Origin of the sequence: Amycolatopsis sp. M39 (assembly GCF_001651785.1) — a bacterium.
In the GTDB taxonomy this organism is placed as follows: Bacteria; Actinomycetota; Actinomycetes; order Mycobacteriales; family Pseudonocardiaceae; genus Amycolatopsis; species Amycolatopsis rubida.
Genome location: NZ_LWSF01000005.1, coordinates 166992 through 183802 on the forward strand (window position 1 = coordinate 166992; position 16811 = coordinate 183802).

The window sequence follows — 16811 nt, forward strand, 5'->3', positions numbered from 1 at the left end:
CGTCTGTTTCTGAGACGTATCGTCGGTTGCAGTGTGACGAGCCGGTGAGTCGGGTGCAGTTGCCGTTTGGTGAGCCGGCGTGGTTGGCGACGAGGTATGCCGACGTCAAGTTGGTGTTGACTGATTCGCGGTTCAGTCGTGAGTTGGCGCAGGGGCTTGATCAGCCGAGGATGCGTCGTCAGCAGATGGGTGATGGCATTATGGGGATGGATCCGCCGGATCACTCCCGGTTGCGTCGTTTGGTGAGCAAGGCGTTTACCGCGCGTCGGCTGGAGGCGATGCGGGAGAGTGTCCGTGTGCTGGTGCATGAGCTGATCGACGGGATGGTCGAGAGCGGCGGGCCTGGCGATCTCGTGGAGGGGCTTGCGCGGCCGTTGCCGGTGACGGTGATCTGTGAGTTGCTCGGTGTGCCGGAGGAGGATCACAGGATTTTCAGCGAGTGGACTCAGGCCCTCGTCAGCGACGCGACGGCGAAGGGCGATGTGCTGGATGTCTACGGCGATCGGTTGGACGGGTATGTGGCGGGGTTGGTTGCGCGGCGTCGTGAGGAGCCGGCTGATGATTTGCTTGGTGCGCTTGTTTATGCGCGTGATGCTGGTGAGAAGCTGAGTGAGAGCGAGTTGATCGCGATCGCTGGTGCGGGGTTGCTGACTGGTGGGGTGGAGACGGTTTCGTCGGCGTTGCCGAGTTTTGTTTTCACGTTGTTGACGCGGCCGGACCTGGTGGCGCAGTTGCGGGAGAACCTGGAGTTGGTGCCGGCGGCGGTGGAGGAGTTGTTGCGGTGGGTGCCGGTCAACACGGCGGCGATGTTCGCGCGTTATGCGGTCGAGGATGTTCGCTTGGGTGATGTGGTGGTGCGGGCGGGTGATCCGGTGTTGCCTGCGTTGCATGCGGCTAACCGTGATCCGGAGGTGTTCGCGGATCCGGATGTGGTGGACTTGACGCGGAGTCCGAATCCGCATGTGGCGTTCGGGCATGGGCCGCATCATTGCATTGGTGCGCAGTTGGCCCGTCTTGAGTTGCAGGAGGCGTTGAAGGCGATCCTGGTGCGGTTTCCGGAATTGCGGTTCGCGGACGGCCGCGATGGCGTGAAGTGGGAGTACGGCGTCATCGTGCGGGGTCCGTCGCTCCTGCGCATCGCCTGGTGACGGAGCACCGATTTTCCTTCCCCTAGAAGGGTTTTCAGGGGATCCGGCTGTGCTGCGCGCCGACCTACCATCCGGACAAGACGACCATGAGTGCTGGTTTGCTTCACGCCCGCGATGGCAGGCAGAGAGACCGACGAACGAGGGGACTTCCCAGTGACCGGCCACGAGCAGAACACCGCACCGTCCACCGAACAGATCGTCGCCGCGCTGCGTCAGTCCATGGTGGACAATGAGCGGCTCAAGGCGGACAACCAGAAGCTCGTCGCGGCGATGAGCGAGCCGATCGCCGTCATCGGGATGGGCTGCCGGTACCCCGGTGGGGTCGCCACGCCCGCACAGCTCTGGGATCTCGTCGCGGGCGGTGTCGACGCAGTCGGCGAGTTCCCCGGGGACCGCGGCTGGGACACCGAGTCGATCTTCGACCCCACGGGCCGCCCCGGCACGACGTACTCGAAGGAAGGCGGCTTCCTCTACGACGCCGCCGACTTCGAGCCGGAGTTCTTCGGCATCTCCCCGCGGGAGGCCCGCACGCTCGACCCGCAGCAGCGGGTCGTGCTGGAGACCGCGTGGGAGGCCGTGGAGCGCGCCGGGATCGTGCCGTCGACGTTGCGGGGCAGCAAGACCGGCGTCTTCGCCGGCGTGATGTACCACGACTACGGCGCGGGCAGCAGCGACGGCAGCCTGATTTCCGGCCGCATCTCCTACACCCTCGGGCTGGAAGGCCCGTCGGTGTCGGTCGACACGGCGTGCTCGTCGTCACTGGTCGCCCTGCACTGGGCAGCCCAGGCGCTGCGCCGCGGCGAGTGCTCGCTGGCACTGGCCGGCGGGGTCACCGTGATGGTTACTCCGGACATGTTCGTCTACTTCAGCGAACAGCAGGGCCTCTCCCCGGACGGCCGCTGCAAGGCGTTCGGCAGCGGTGCCGACGGTGTCGGCTGCTCCGAAGGTGCCGGAATGCTTCTGCTGGAACGGCTTTCCGACGCGCGCCGCAACGGCCATCACGTCCTCGCGGTGCTGCGCGGCAGCGCGGTCAACTCCGACGGCGCGTCCAGCGGCATCACGGTTCCGAACGGGCCCGCGCAGCAGCGCGTGATCCGCGCGGCGCTGGCCGACGCCGGACTGAAACTGTCCGATGTGGACGCCGTTGAAGCGCACGGCACCGGCACGAAGCTCGGCGACCCGATCGAGGCGCAGGCGCTGATCGCCACCTACGGCAAGGCGGCGACGGCCGACCGGCCGCTGCACGTCGGGTCGTTCAAGTCGAACGTCGGCCACACGCAGGCCGCGGCGGGCGTCGGCGGCGTGATCAAGATGGTGGAGGCGCTGCGGCGCGGCGTGCTCCCGCGCACGCTGCACGCCGACGAGCCGTCGCCGCACGTCGAATGGACCGACACCGTCTCGCTGCTGAACGAGCCGAAGCCGTGGCCGGAGACCGGGCGGCCGCGTCGCGCGGGCGTGTCGTCGTTCGGCATCAGCGGGACCAACGCGCACGTGATCGTCGAGCAGGGCGACCCGGTGACTCGTTCTTCGGACGACGGGCCGGTGACCTGGCTGCTGTCGGCCAACGACTCCGGCGCCCTTCGGGCCCAGGCGGGCAAGCTCGCGTCCTCCGCCGCCGAAGCGTCCACTATGGACATCGGATTCTCGCTGGCGACCACCCGGACCCATTCCGAGCACCGCGCCGGGATCGTCGCGGCCGACCGGGCCGCCGCGATCCGGGCGCTGACCGAGTACGCGGCGGGCCGCACGCCGGCGGGTGTGGTTGAAGGCGTGGCGGGCACCGGGCGCACAGCGTTCCTGTTCACCGGCCAGGGCGCCCAGCGTGCCGGGATGGGCCTGGAGCTGGCCGCGGCCCACCCGGCGTTCGCCGAGGCCTTCGACGCGGTGGCCACCGAACTGGACAAACACCTCGACGTGCCGGTGCGGTCCGTGCTGGGTTCCGACGAGACCGGGTACACGCAGCCGGCGTTGTTCGCCGTCGAGGTCGCGGTGTTCCGGCTGCTTGAGTCGTGGGGCGTCAGCCCGGACTACCTGCTGGGGCATTCGATCGGCGAGCTGGCCGCGGCGCACGTCGCCGGGGTGCTCTCGCTCGAAGACGCGTGCACGCTCGTGACGGCCCGGGCGCGGCTGATGCAGGCCCTTCCCGCCGGCGGGGCGATGGTCGCCGTCGCGGCCGCCGAAGCCGNCTGCTGACCGAGGGCGTGTCGATCGCCGCCGTCAACGGACCGGCGTCGGTGGTGCTCTCCGGCGACGAGGACGCGGTCCTCGCCGTGGCATCGAACTTCGAGAAGACTTCGCGACTGAAGGTGTCGCACGCGTTCCACTCGGCGCTGATGGAGCCGATGCTCGCCGATTTCGCTCTCATCGCCAGGAACCTGACCTATTCCGAGCCGGTGATCCCGATCGTCTCCACGGTTTCGCCGGACGCCGATCTGACTTCGCCGCAGTACTGGGTGAACCAGGTGCGCGACGCCGTCCGGTTCGCCGACGGTGTCCGCACGTTGCTCGACGCCGGCGTCACGACGTTCGTCGAGGTCGGCCCGTCGGCCGTGCTCACCGCGATGGGTCAGCTGTGCCTTGGCGCCGACGACCGGGCGACGTTCGTTCCGGTGCTGCGCAAGGACCGGAACGAAGGCGAGTCGGCGGCCGCCGCCGTGGCCGCGCTGTTCACCACCGGGTCCACTGTGGACTTTTCCGCGTTCTACGCCGGCGGTGCACCGGTCGAGCTGCCGACGTACGCCTTCCAGCGCAAGCGTTACTGGCTGGAGAACCCGACCGGGGCCCGCGGCCGCGGGGTCGCCGAGGTCGGACAGGTCGACGCCGGGCACCCGCTGCTGGGCGCGGTCGTGACGACCGCCGACACTGGCGGCGTCGTGCTCACCGGGCAGCTCTCGCTGCGCGCACAGCCGTGGCTCGGCGACCACGTCGTACAGGGGGTGCCGCTGTTCCCCGGCACGGCTTTCGTCGAACTGGCCGTGCGGGCGGGCGACGAGGTGAACTGCGCGAGGCTCGACGAGCTGACGCTCGCGGTCCCGCTGATCCTGCCCGAACACGGAGCCGTCCCGGTTCAGGTGACGGTGGGTGCGGAGGACGAGTCGGGCACCCGCGCGGTGGGCATCTACTCGCGGGCCGCGGACACCGGGGAGTGGACGCACCACGCCAGCGGGAGGGTGTCGCCGACGGTGGATCCGCCCGTGGCCGCCGCGGAGTGGCCCCCGGCCGGTGCGGTCGAGATCGACGTGACCGGTCGTTACGACGAACTCGCCGCCCAGGGCTTCGATTACGGGCCGGTTTTCGCCGGGCTGCGCCGGGTCTGGCGCGACGGGAACACTCTGGCCGCCGAAGTCGCGTTGCCGGAGCACACCGACGGTTCGGCGTTCGCGTTGCATCCCGCCCTGCTGGATGCCGCGTTGCACACCATCGGCCTGGCCGGGCTGACCGAGGACAAGCCGGCGTTGCCGTTCGCCTGGAGCGGGGTTTCGCTGCATGCCGGCGGGGCGTCGAGCTTGCGCGTGCTGCTCTCCTCGGACGTCGAGAACAGCATCTCGCTCACCGCCACCGATCCCGCCGGGGCTCCGATCGTGACCGTGGGGTCGCTCGCGCTGCGGCCGATCGCCGACGACGCGTTCGCCGCTCCGGCGGCAGGCGACTCGCTGTTCCGGGTGGAATGGCTGCCCTACTCCGGCGACGCTGCTTCCGGCGTTTCGCACGCGGTGCTCGGCGCGGATCCCTTCGCTCTCGGCGGGGAGTCCTATGTGGACATTTCCGCGCTGATCGATGCGGTGGGGGCGGGGAAGGCTGCCCCGGACGTGATGTCCGTATCGTTCGCGGCACCCGAGACGGCCTCGCCCGCGCTGGCGCGCGAGGCTGCCAACCGGCTGCTGGATCTGGTACGGGCGTGGGTCAGTGAACCGGCGCTGGCCGCTTCTCGGCTCGCCGTGGTCGCCTCCCACGCCATCGCGACGCGTGCCGAGGAGGACGTCACCGACCTGGCCCACGCCGCGCTGTGGGGCGTCGTCCGGTCGGCCGAGCTGGAATACCCGGACCGGTTCGCCGCGGTCGACCTCGACGGCAGTGAGGCGCCGCTGGCCACGGTGCTCGGTGCGATCCAAGCCGGTGAGCCCGGGGTCGCCGTCCGGGACGGGGCGGTGCTGGTGCACCGGCTGGCGAAGTTCGCCCCCGAGACTTCGGCGCCGTCGCTGAACCCGGACGGAACCGTGCTGGTCACGGGCGGCACCGGTGCGCTGGGCGCGTTGATCGCGCGGCACCTGGTGACCGAACACGACGTGCGCCACCTGCTGCTCACCAGCCGTCGTGGCGAGGCTGCTCCGGGAGCGGCGGAGCTCAAGGCGGAGCTGGAGGGGCTGGGCGCTTCGGTTTCGCTGGCGGCCTGCGATCTCGCGGACCGGACCGCGGCGGCCGCGCTGGTGGCCGGCGTGTCTTCCCGACACCCGCTGACCGCGGTCGTGCACACGGCGGGCGTCCTGGACGACGGGGTGTTGCTCGCGCTGACTCCGGAGCGGATGGACGCGGTGCTGCGGCCGAAGCTGGACGCGGCCTGGCACCTGCACGAGCTGACCGCGGAGCTCGACCTGGCCGCGTTCGTGCTGTTCTCCTCCGTCGCGGGCACGCTCGGTTCGGCCGGGCAGGCGAACTACTCGGCCGGGAACGTGTTCCTCGACGCGCTGGCCCACCACCGTGCGGCACTCGGGTTGCCCGCGGTGTCGCTGTCGTGGGGCCTGTGGTCCGGCGGCATGGCGGGCGCGCTCGGCGACACCGACCTGGTCCGGATGGCGCGGTCCGGCGTGGCCGGGCTGTCCTTCGCCGACGGGCTTGAGCTGTTCGACGCGACCTTCGGCACCTCGCAGCCGGCGCTGGTGCCGGTCCGGCTCGATATGGCCGGGCTGCGGTCCGACGCGCACCGCGTGCCGCCGATGCTGCGGGGCCTGGTGCGCGGGGGCACGCGGCGGCGAGCCGCGGCCGCCGACGACTCGTGGGCCCGGATCGCGGCCCTGCCCGCCGCGGAACAGGAGCGGGCGCTGCTCGGCCTCGTGTGCGGCACGGCAGCGGTGGTGCTCGGGCACGACCGCCCGGACGCGATCGACCCGCGCAAGGGGTTCATCGAGCTGGGCTTCGATTCCCTGACGGCGATCGAGCTGCGGAACCGGCTGGACGAGCTGTCCGGACAGCGCCTGCCCGCGACTCTGATCTTCGACTACCCGTCCCCGAGCGCCGTGGCGGGGCTGCTCGGAACGGGACTGGCGGGCCAGCCGTCCATTGTGGACTCCCGGCTGGCCGCTCTCGAAGCCGCGTTGCGGGACAACGCCTTGGCCGAGGCCGACCGCGAGAAGCTGGTCAGCCGCTTGACCGCGGTGCTGGCGGCGTACTCGGCTCCCGAGAAGCCCGCCGACATCGAGAACGCCAGCGCCGAGGACCTCTTCGCGCTCCTGGACGAGGAATTGGACACCAAACCGGTGTGATCCCGCGAGTCCCCGCTGACGCCAAGCCAACGGCGCGGCGGGGACTCGCGTCGCGCTGTGGGGACTCACACCTCGGTGAGCAGCCCGAGGGAGCAGAGGGAACCGGCCAGGGCGATCATGTCGTAGCGGAGGTCTTCGACGTCGGTCTCCCACAGCTCGGCGAGGACGGCACTGGCTCCGTCGATGTCGCCGTTGTGCTGCTTGAGGGCGATCCACATGGCCGCGGCCACCGGTTCGCAGTCCACCCGGCGGCTGCTGCTGACCAGTTCGAGATGCCCGTCCGGGAGCATCCGCTGCGCGACACCGTGAGCGGGTCGAATGGCCATCATGGCTGCCTCCGAGGGGCGGTGGTCCGGTCTGTTTCCTTGCTGTGCCCAGTTTCGCGGACCCGGGCCCGTCGGACCATGGGGGCGGCACCTGAAGGCGGCCTGGGGTTTACTCCCCCGTCAGGCGCCCGAGATCAGGGGTTGCCGAAGCGAGCGCCTCCCCGCGCCAGTCGCGCAAGCACGCGGCGACGGTCGTCAGCACGCCCGCAAGCTGGGCGTTCAGGTAGAAGTGCCCGCCCTGCAGCACTTTCACCGCGCAGCTTCCGTTGGTGTGGCCACGCCACGCTTCGGCCTCGGCGAGGTCGACGACCGGGTCGTCCGCGCCGAGCAGCACCTGAATCGGGCAGTCCAGCGCGAGCCCGGGCTCGTGGCGGTAGGTCTCGACCGCGGTGTAGTCCCCGCGGACGGCGGGGAGCACCATGCGCAGCAGCTCGTCGTCACCGAAAACGGCGCTGCCGGTTCCGCTGATCTCCTTGAGGGCGGCGATCAGACCGTCGTCGCCGAGCTCGTGGACGTCCTCGGGCCGCGGCACGGAGGGTGCCGGGCACGCGGACGCGAACAGGCCGAGCGGCCGGGTGCCCCGCGTCTCCAGCCGGCACGCGACCTCGTACCCGAGCGTCGCGCCCATGCTGTGGCCGAACAGGGCCACCGGCCGGTCGATCCACGGACCGAGGTCGTCGGCGATGACTTCGGCCATCGCGGCGAGTTCGTCGAAGCACGGCTCGTCCCGCCGGTCCTGCCTGCCCGGGTACTGCACGGCGATGACATCGGCATCCAGTCCGCCTTCGGCGACCGCCCGCGAGAACGGGAAGTACGCGGTCGCCGACCCGCCCGCGTGCGGCAGGCACACCAGTCGCACCGCGGCGGCGTCGGCCGCGTGGAATCGCCGGAGCCATCGGCTCGATTTCTCGTTCAGGGCAGTCACAGTTCAGGAAGTCTCCGGTCCCTTCGCGGGACCGGCAACCCCTAGGCCGGTGCCGTCGAGCCGCTCTGCGGGCAGGGGGCGGCGATCCAGGCCCGCTCTGGGGGCCGGGCGGCCGGTTAGGGGTGGGTATGCCCTGCTCACCGCTCGTAACGTACGGCGTCAGGTGGGTGCATTGGGCGATAACGGAAAACCCCGCCGAAGCCGTTCCCGGGGACCTCCCGGCAGCCGTGCCCGGGCGACCCGGCCCGCACCGCGCCGACGACCACGCGACTCAGGAGAAGGTCTGAATGAACAAGTCCGACGACAAGCTGGTTCACGCCCTCCGTGCGTCCCTGAAGGAGACCGAGCGTCTTCGCGCGCAGAACAAGAAGCTCAGCGGGGCCGGCCACGAGCCGATCGCGATCGTCGGCATGGCCTGCCGGTTTCCGGGCGGGGTGAGCACGCCGGAGGACCTGTGGCGGCTGCTGGCCGACGGCTCCGACGTCGTCGGCGAGTTCCCCGCGGACCGCGGCTGGGACACCGACCGGCTCTACGACCCGACCGGCGAGCGGCCGGGAGCCAGCCGGACCCGCCACGGCGGGTTCCTGTACGAGGCGGCTGAGTTCGACGCCGGGTTCTTCGGGTTCGGCGAGCGGGAGGCGCTCACGATGGACCCGCAGCAGCGCCTGCTGCTGGAGACCACCTGGGAGTCGTTCGAGCGGGCCGGGATCCTGCCCGCGTCGGTGAAGGGCAGCCCGGTCGGGGTGTTCACCGGGGTGATGTACCACAACTACCCGGGCCACTACGGTTCCTCGGCGGTGGTGTCCGGACGGCTCGCCTACGCGTTCGGTCTCGAAGGGCCCACGGTGACCGTGGACACCGCTTGCTCGTCCTCGCTGGTGACCCTGCACATGGCGGTGCAGGCGCTACGCCAGGGCGAGTGCTCGCTCGCGCTGTCCGGCGGGGTCACGGTGATGGCCTCCCCACAGACCTTCGCCGAGTTCAGCGTCGACGACACGCTGTCGGTCGACGGCCGGTGCCGGTCGTTCGCGGAGTCCGCGGACGGCATCGGCTGGTCCGAGGGCGCCGGGATGCTGCTGCTGGAACGGCTTTCGGACGCGCGCCGCAACGGCCACCCGGTGTTCGCAGTCGTCCGCGGCAGCGCGGTCAACCAGAACGGCGCCTCGAACGGGATGATGTCGCCGCGGGGCCCGGCCCAGCAGCGGGTGATCCGCCAGGCGCTGGCGAACGCCCAGGTATCGGGCGACCAGGTCGACCTCGTGGAGGCGCACGGCACGGCGACCCCGCTCGGCGATTCGGTGGAGGCGCAGGCGCTGCTGGCCACCTACGGCAGGGAACGGCCGGACGGACGGCCGCTGCGGCTCGGCTCGATCAAGTCGAACCTCGGGCACACCCAAGCGGCGGCCGGGGTCGCTTCGCTGCTCAAGGTCGTGCTCGCGCTGCGCAACGATCTGCTGCCCAAGACGCTGCACGTGGACGAGCCGAACCACCGGGTGGACTGGGCCTCCGGCGGCGTCGAGCTGCTCACCGAACCGGTGGCCTGGCCGCGCGACGACCGGCCTCGCCTGGCCGCGGTGTCCGGGTTCGGCATGAGCGGAACCAACGCGCACATCATCCTGGAGGAGGCCCCCCAAGACGACGCAGTCACCGCGGTGCTTCCGGAACAGGAAACCCTCGCGGGCGGCGCGATCCCGTGGGTGCTGTCCGGACGGAACCCCGAGTCGCTGCGGGCGCAGGCCACGCGGCTGCTGGAGCACGTTCGCGGCAACCCGGGTCTCGACCCGCTCGACATCGGCTACTCCCTCGCCACCGGCCGGTCGGCGTTCCCGCACCGGGCCGTGGTCACCGGGACTGGTCGCGAGGAACTGGTTCGCGGCCTGGCCGCCGTCGCCGAGGGCGAGACCTCCGCCGAGGTCGTGCACGGGGTGGCCCGTGGCGAGACGTCGACGGCGTTCCTGTTCTCCGGCACCGCGTCCGGCGGCCTCGGCCAAGAGCTGAGCGGCGCGTTCCCCACGTTCGCCACGGCGTACGAAGAAGCGCACGCGAAGCTGGCCGAGTACGGCGACGCTGAGAACGACACCGCGTTCGCCGTCGAGGTGGCATTGTTCCGGCTGCTGGAGTCGTGGGGGATCACCCCGGATTTCGTTACCGGGCAGGGGATCGGCGAGCTGAGCGCGGCGCACGTTTCCGGCGTGCTGTCGCTGGCGGACGCGGCCGCGCTGGTGGCGGCCGCCGGTGCCGGGCCTGACGCGCTCCGGAAGGCGGCCGAGCCGTTGAGCTACGCGGAGCCGGAGATCCCGGTGCTGCCGGGCGGCGGCACGGAGCTGGCGACCGACGAAGAGCTGTGCTCGCCCGCGTACTGGGTCCGGCGGCTCGGCGCGAAGGCCCGCTTCGCGAACGGGATCCGGCACCTGGAAGCCCAGGGCGTGAACCGGTTCGTCGAGTTCGGGCCAGCGGGCGCGCGGGAAAGCCTGACGGGGAACGCCCTCGTCGTGTCCGCGCCGAGCGGGGACCGGCCCGCCGAGGCCGTGACCGCCATGATCGGCGAGCTGCACGCGCACGGGGTATCTCCGGACTGGCGGGCCTGCTTCACCGGCCGTGGCGCGCATTCTGCCGAACTGCCCACGTACGCCTTCCAGCGGCAGCGGTACTGGATGCAGTCGGCCAAGATCTACGGCGACCCGGTTTCCCTCGGCCTGGAACCGGTGGACCACCCGCTGCTGGGCGCGGCCACCGTGCTCGCGGACTCGGAGGGCGTCGTGCTGTCCGGGCGGGTCTCGGTCGGCACCCATCCCTGGCTGGCCGACCACGCCGTGGGCGGCTCGATCCTCTTCCCCGGAACGGGTTTCGTGGAACTCGCGATCCGGGCGGGGGACCGGGTGGAGTGCTCCCGGCTGCGGGAGCTGACCCTGCAGGCGCCGCTGGCGCTTCCCGCCGAAGGCGGCGTCCGGATCCAGGTGAGCGTCAACGCCCCGGACGCGTCCGGCGCGCGCTCGTTCGCGATCAGCTCGCGCACCGACGACCTGACCGGCGAAGGAACGTGGACCCGGCACGCCAGCGGGGTGCTGGCCGGCGCGAACGGCGCGGCGTCCTTCGCGCCGGATTCCTGGCCGCCCGCCCAGGCCGAGCAGCTGGAACTCGCGGACCTGTACGAGGAAATGGCCGAACGCGGCCTGGACTACGGACCGGTGTTCCGCGGCTTGCGGGCCGCGTGGCGCGGTGCGGACGAGATCTTCGCCGAGGTGAGCTTGCCCGAACGGGCCAGGCGGGACGCGGCAGGCTTCGGGCTGCACCCCGCCGTGCTCGACGCGGCGCTGCACGCGATCGGCCTCGCGAGCGACGGAGAAGGCGTTTCGTTCCCGTACACCTGGTCTGGTGTGGAGCTGTTCGCCTCGGGCGCAGCGGCGGCGCGGGTGCGGTTGCGGCGCACCGAACCGGACACGGTGGCGCTGGAACTCGCCGACGTGGCGGGGAATCCGGTCGCCTCGGTCGAATCACTGACCCTGCGGCAGATCTCCGGGGAACAGCTCGCCGCCGTCCGCGCCGCCGCGCCGCGCCGCGAGCCCGGCCGCACTCCGGAACCGGTCGCGCGGCGCGCCGCCAGCGTACCGGAGACCGCCGCGCAGGCCGGTGCCGGGGCCGACCCGGATTCCCTGCGGGGCAAGCTGCTCGCGCTTCCCGCCACCGAGCGGCTCAAAGCTGTGCGCGGGGTCGTCCTCGCCAACGTCGCCGCGGTGCTCGACCAGGACTCGGCGGACCTCATCGACGTCGACCGCGCGTTCAACGACCTCGGCTTCACCTCGCTGCTGGCCGTCGAGCTGCGCAACCAGCTCGGCGCGGCCACCGGGCTGTCCCTGCCGCCCACCCTGGTGTTCGACTTCCCGACCGCGGCGGAGCTGGCCGAGCACCTGTACCAGTCGTTGCTCGGCGAGCTGGACGGCAAGCCGGAGACGGTCACGCTGACCTCCGTGGCCGGCGACGAGCCGATCGCGATCATCGGGATGGCCTGCCGGTACCCCGGGGAGGTCGCCAGCCCGGAAGACCTGTGGCGGCTCGCGTCCTCCGGCGGGGACGGGATCTCCGCCTTCCCGGTCAACCGGTCCTGGGACATGGACTACTGGCTCGGCCTGGTCGAGGAGAGCGGGCGGCTGCCGCAAGGCGGGTTCGTGCACGACATCACCGACTTCGACGCCGCCTTCTTCGGGATCGGCCCCCACGAGGCCCCGATGATCGAGCCGCAGCAGCGGATGCTGATGGAGACCTGCTGGGAGGCGCTGGAGCGGGCCGGGATCGACCCGGTTTCGCTCAAGGGCAGCGACACCGGCGTGTTCGCCGGGGTCATGAAATCCGACTACGACCCCGGACCGGCCGGCGACCTGGAGACCACCGGCCTGTTCCGCAGCACCGGCGTGCTCGGCAGCGTGGTCTCCGGCCGGGTGTCCTACGCGCTCGGCCTGGAGGGGCCGTCGGTCTCGATCGACACCGCCTGCTCGTCGTCCCTGGTGGCGCTGCACTCCGCGAGCCAGGCGCTGAACCAGGGCGACTGCTCGCTCGCGCTGATCGGCGGCGTTTCGGCGCTCACCTCGCCGAGCCCGTTCGCCCACTTCGATTCCGGCGGCACCGCCGCCGACGGCCGGTCCAAGTCGTTCTCCGCGGACGCGGACGGCATCGGCTGGTCCGAAGGCGCCGGCGTCCTCGTGGTCGCGCGGCTTTCGGACGCCGTGCGCGACGGCCGCGAGATCCTCGCGGTGATCCGGTCGAGCGCGGTGGGCCAGGACGGCGCGTCCAACGGGCTGACCGCGCCGAGCGGATCCTCGCAGGAACGCGTGATCCGCAAGGCACTCGCGCTCGGCGGGCTGAAACCGTCCGATGTGGACATTGTCGAGGCGTCCGCGACCGGCTCCACCCTCGGCGACCCGATCGAGGCGCGCGCACTGCTGTCGGTCTACGGGCAGGACCGGCCCGGCGACAGCCCGCTGTGGCTGGGCTCGGTCAAGTCGAACATCGGCCACAGCCAGGCCGCTTCCGGGGTCGCTGGCGTCATCAAGATGGTGATGGCGCTGCGGCACGAGCGACTGCCGATGACCCGGTACGCGGACAACCCGACCACACAGGTCGACTGGTCGGCGGGGCAGGTCCGGCTGCTGGCGGAGACCGTCCCGTGGCCGGACGCCGGACGTCCGCGCCGCGCCGGGGTCTCCTCGTTCGGGTACAGCGGGACCAACGCGCACGTGATCATCGAGCAGGCACCGGCGCAGGAGACGGACGAGACTGTGCCCTCGGTGACGCCCGAGTCGCACGGGCCGCTGCCGCTGCTGCTTTCCGCGCGCAGCAAGGAGGCCGTGCCGCTGCAGGCACAGCGATTGCTGTCCTGGCTGACCGCCGGTGACGAACCCCGCCTGCCCGACCTCGCGTACTCGCTGGCCACCTTCCGTGCCCCGGCCCCGCACCGCGCCGTCGTGGTCGGCGCGGACCGGCAGGAACTGCTCGCGGGGCTCGCCGCGCTGGCGAAGGACGAGCCCGCCGGCACGGTGCTGCGCGGCAGTGTCCAGACGGGCGCGAAGACGGCGTTCCTGTTCGCGGGCCACGCCGCCGTCCGGCCGGGCAGCGGCAAGGACCTCTGCGCGGCCTTCCCCGCGTTCGCCCGGGAATTCACCGACGTGAGCGAGAAGTTCGGGGCGTACCTGGACCGGCCGCTGCTGGACGTCCTGTTCGCCGAGGAGGGCTCGGTGGACGCGCAGCTGCTCGCGCGGACGTCGTTCACGCAAGCGGCGCTGTTCACCGTGCAGGTCGCCCTGTTCCGGCTGCTCGAATTCTGGGGGCAGCGGCCCGACTACGTGCTGGGCCGTTCCGGCGGCGAGGTGGCCGCCGCGCACGTCGCGGGCGTGCTTTCGCTGCCCGACGCGGTCAAACTGGTCGCCAGCCGCGCGCAGCTGCTCGAAGAAATGACCGGCGGCGCGATGGTCGAGGTCGAAGCGAGCGAGGAGGAAGTCCGCCCGCTGCTGACCGCGCGCGCGGCGATCGCCGAGGTCGGCGGACCGGCCTCGGTCGTTCTTTCCGGCGACGAGGAATCGGTGCTTGAGATCGCCGCCCACTGGGAAGAACGCGGACGCCGGACCCGGCGGCTGCCGGTGCCGCAGGCGGCGCACTCGCCGCGGATGGACGAGGTACTGGAGGAGCTCGCCGAGATCGCCGGGGAGCTGTCGTACGGCGCCCCGCGCGTCCCGGTGGTCTCCACGGTCACCGGAGCCCTCGCCGGGGACGAACTGTCCGAGCCGGCGCACTGGGTCGCCACCCTGCGGCAGCCGGTCCGCTTCCTCGACGCGGTCCGCGGCCTCGAAGCGGCGGGGGTGCACCGGTTCGTGGACCTCGGCCCCGGCGGCGGGCTCGCGCACGACGTGCGGCCGTGCCTGACCGGACCGGGCGAGGACGTCGCCGAACTGCCCGTGCTGCCCGGCGATCTCGCCGAGACCGCCGCGGTGCTGCGCGCGGCCGGACAGCTGCACGTCGGCGGACTCGCCCTCGACGGCACGCGGCTGTTCGCCGGGCTGCAGGTGCGGCGGGTGCCGGTGCCGCCCTACGCGTTCCACCGCAAGCGGTACTGGCCGGACGTCGACATGGAGGCGATCCGGTCGAGCGGCGACCTGGGCGCCACCGGGCTCGAATCGACCGGGCACCCGCTCGTCGGCGCGGCGATGTGGCTGGCGGACTCGGACGGCATCGTGCTCAGCGGCAGGCTCTCCGCCGGCACCCACCCCTGGCTGGCCGAACACACCGTGGGCGGCGAGATCATGCTGCCCGGCGCGGCCTTCGTCGAGATCGCCGTCCGCGCCGGCGACGAAGCGGGCTGTTCGCGGGTCGAGGAGCTGGTCGTGCACACGCCGCTGGTGCTGCCGGAGCGCGGGAAGGTGCAGGTGCAGGCGGTGGTCGGTGCTCGGGACGAGGCCGGCGCGCGGTCGCTGACGGTGTATTCGCGCCCGGACGACCCGGTCGCCGGATGGACCCGGCACGCGACCGGATCGCTGGCCGGCGGGAAGGTCAGGCCGGAAGGGCTCGAAGAGTGGCCGCCCGCCGAAGCCGAGCCTGTGCCGGTGCGCGGCCGGTACCAGGCGCGGGCAGGCGGAGGGCTCGGCCACGGCCCCGCGTTCCAAGGCCTGCGCGCGGGCTGGCTCCGGGGCGACGAGGTGTTCGCCGAGGTGAGCCTCGGTCAGGAGACGAGCTTGCAGGCGGGCCGGTTCGGGCTGCACCCGGCCGCACTGGACGCCGCGATCCAGGCGTTCGGCCTGCGTCCCGGCGGCGAGCCGGGACTCGGCCTCGCCTGGGCGGGCGTCGAACTGCATGCCGCCGCGGCGGCGAAGCTGCGCGTGCGGATGACCCCGGTCGGCGCGAACACGGTCGCGGTGACGCTGGCCGACCAGGCGGGCAAGCCGGTGGCCTCGATCGAGGCCGTGACGGTTCGGCCCGTCGCCGAGGTGCGGGAAACCGTTGCCGCGCCCGCGGAAACCGTCAAGGCCGGGCCGGTCCGGGTGCGCCGCACGGCGAGCACCGCCGTCGCGGCCGACCCGGACGTGCTGCGCGAGCGGCTGGCCGGGCAGACCCAGGCGCAGCGCGAGAAGATCCTCCTGGAGGTCGTGCTCGAGCACACCGCGGCCGTGCTCGGTTACGCCGACTCCGACGCGGTCGACCCGAACCGGCACTTCCTCGAATCGGGCTTCGACTCGGTGACCGCGGTCGGCCTGCGCAACGGCCTCAACGAGGCCACCGGGCTGAGCGTGTCCCCGACGGTCATCTTCGACCACCAGAACCCGGTGGCGCTGACCGCCCACCTGCTGTCCGAATTGGACAGTGCGGGCACCGCTTCGCCGGAGGACCCGGCCTCCGACGGGCTCAAGCAGATGTTCGCCGAGGCCGTCCGTTCGGGACAGACGGAGGACGGGATCGGCCTGCTGAGCGCGGCGGCCCGGTTGCGGAAGGCTTTCCGGTCGGCGGCTGACATCGACCAGCTCCCAGCACCGGTCCGGATGGCCGGCGGACCGCGGCAGCCGCACCTGCTGTGCCTGTCCACCCCGGCGGCCATGGGCGGCGCGTACCAGTACGCGCGGTTCGCCGCGCACTTCCGCGGCGTGCGCACGCTGTCGGCGTTGCCGATGCCGGGGTTCCTGGCGGGCGAGCTGCTGCCCGAGTCGGCCGAGGCCATCCTGGACGTGCTGACCGAGAGCGTCCGCGAGGCCGTGGGCGACGAGCCGTTCGCGTTGCTGGGCTACTCGTCGGCGGGGATCTTCGCGCACGCCATCGCGGGCAGGCTGGAGGAGTCGGGCACCGGCCCGGCCGCGGTCGTCCTGCTGGACACGTACGCGGCCGGCGGCGAGGACATGCGGCGCAGCGACCAGGAGGAGCGGGACAAGGCCACCCTCGGCCTGGTCTCGGGGCTGCTCGCGAACGAGGACCGGTACGGGCCCTACGACCGGACCAAGCTGACCGCGCTCGCCAAGTACCTGGAGGTGCTCCCCGAGGTCGTCCTGCCCGAGATCAACGCCCCGAGTCTGCTGGTGCGCCCGCAGGACCGGTTCGACGCGGGCGAGGCCGGAAACGGGGACTCGGAGGCGTGGCGGACGGCGTGGAGCCTGGCTGATGAGACCGCGGTGGTCCCCGGCGACCACTTCAGTCTGGTCGAGGGCAGTTCGGTGACGACGGCGCGGGCAGTCGAGGAGTGGCTCGGCTCCCGGTAGCCGCGGACCTCAGGCGGCCGTGCCAGCGCGCTGACCGTGTCGCCAGGTCCGTGAAGGGCTCCTTGAGGGAATCAGATTCCCACAAGGAGCCCTTCACAGACGACAGGCTCCGTTTTGCAGCCTGCTCGCGGGGATCGGCCGGGGAAAGAAAGCCAGCGTGGGCGAACACGGCCGGGGTCAGGAGGTTGATCACGCGCTGGGCC

The 16811-nt window shown here is 72.0% G+C and carries 4 protein-coding genes and 1 pseudogene; 3 read left to right on the forward strand and 2 right to left on the reverse strand.

Annotated elements, in window-relative coordinates; translation table 11 throughout:
* Positions 1–53: 53 nt before the first annotated feature.
* Complete coding sequence (locus A4R44_RS15380; RefSeq protein WP_232791614.1) at positions 54–1148, forward strand: cytochrome P450; 1095 nt, start codon at positions 54–56, stop codon at positions 1146–1148.
* 153 nt (positions 1149–1301) lie between these two features.
* A pseudogene (locus A4R44_RS52345) lies at positions 1302–6628 on the forward strand (SDR family NAD(P)-dependent oxidoreductase).
* Positions 6629–6693: 65 nt separating this feature from the next.
* Here A4R44_RS52345 and A4R44_RS15390 read toward each other — a convergent pair.
* Both A4R44_RS15390 and A4R44_RS15395 read right to left on the reverse strand, forming a co-directional pair.
* Positions 6694–6954 (reverse strand): hypothetical protein, encoded by a 261-nt coding sequence (locus A4R44_RS15390; protein WP_067581235.1) that lies wholly within the window; start codon positions 6952–6954, stop codon positions 6694–6696.
* A gap of 109 nt (positions 6955–7063) precedes the next feature.
* Positions 7064–7879 carry a thioesterase II family protein gene (locus A4R44_RS15395; protein WP_095213361.1) on the reverse strand — a complete coding sequence of 272 codons (816 nt, stop codon included), beginning with the start codon at positions 7877–7879 and terminating at the stop codon, positions 7064–7066.
* 287 nt (positions 7880–8166) lie between these two features.
* Here A4R44_RS15395 and A4R44_RS15400 point away from each other — a divergent pair, with 287 nt between their 5' ends.
* Positions 8167–16608, forward strand: a complete 8442-nt coding sequence (locus tag A4R44_RS15400; protein WP_067580522.1) for a type I polyketide synthase — start codon at positions 8167–8169, stop codon at positions 16606–16608.
* The last annotated feature ends 203 nt before the right edge of the window (positions 16609–16811 follow it).

Excerpts from the sequence above, each read along its gene's own strand:
- A4R44_RS15390 (WP_067581235.1), bottom strand. The coding sequence starts at position 6,954 with ATGGCCATTCGACCCGCTCACGGTGTCGCGCAGCGGATGCTCCCGGAC.
- A4R44_RS15400 (WP_067580522.1), top strand. The coding sequence starts at position 8,167 with ATGAACAAGTCCGACGACAAGCTGGTTCACGCCCTCCGTGCGTCCCTG.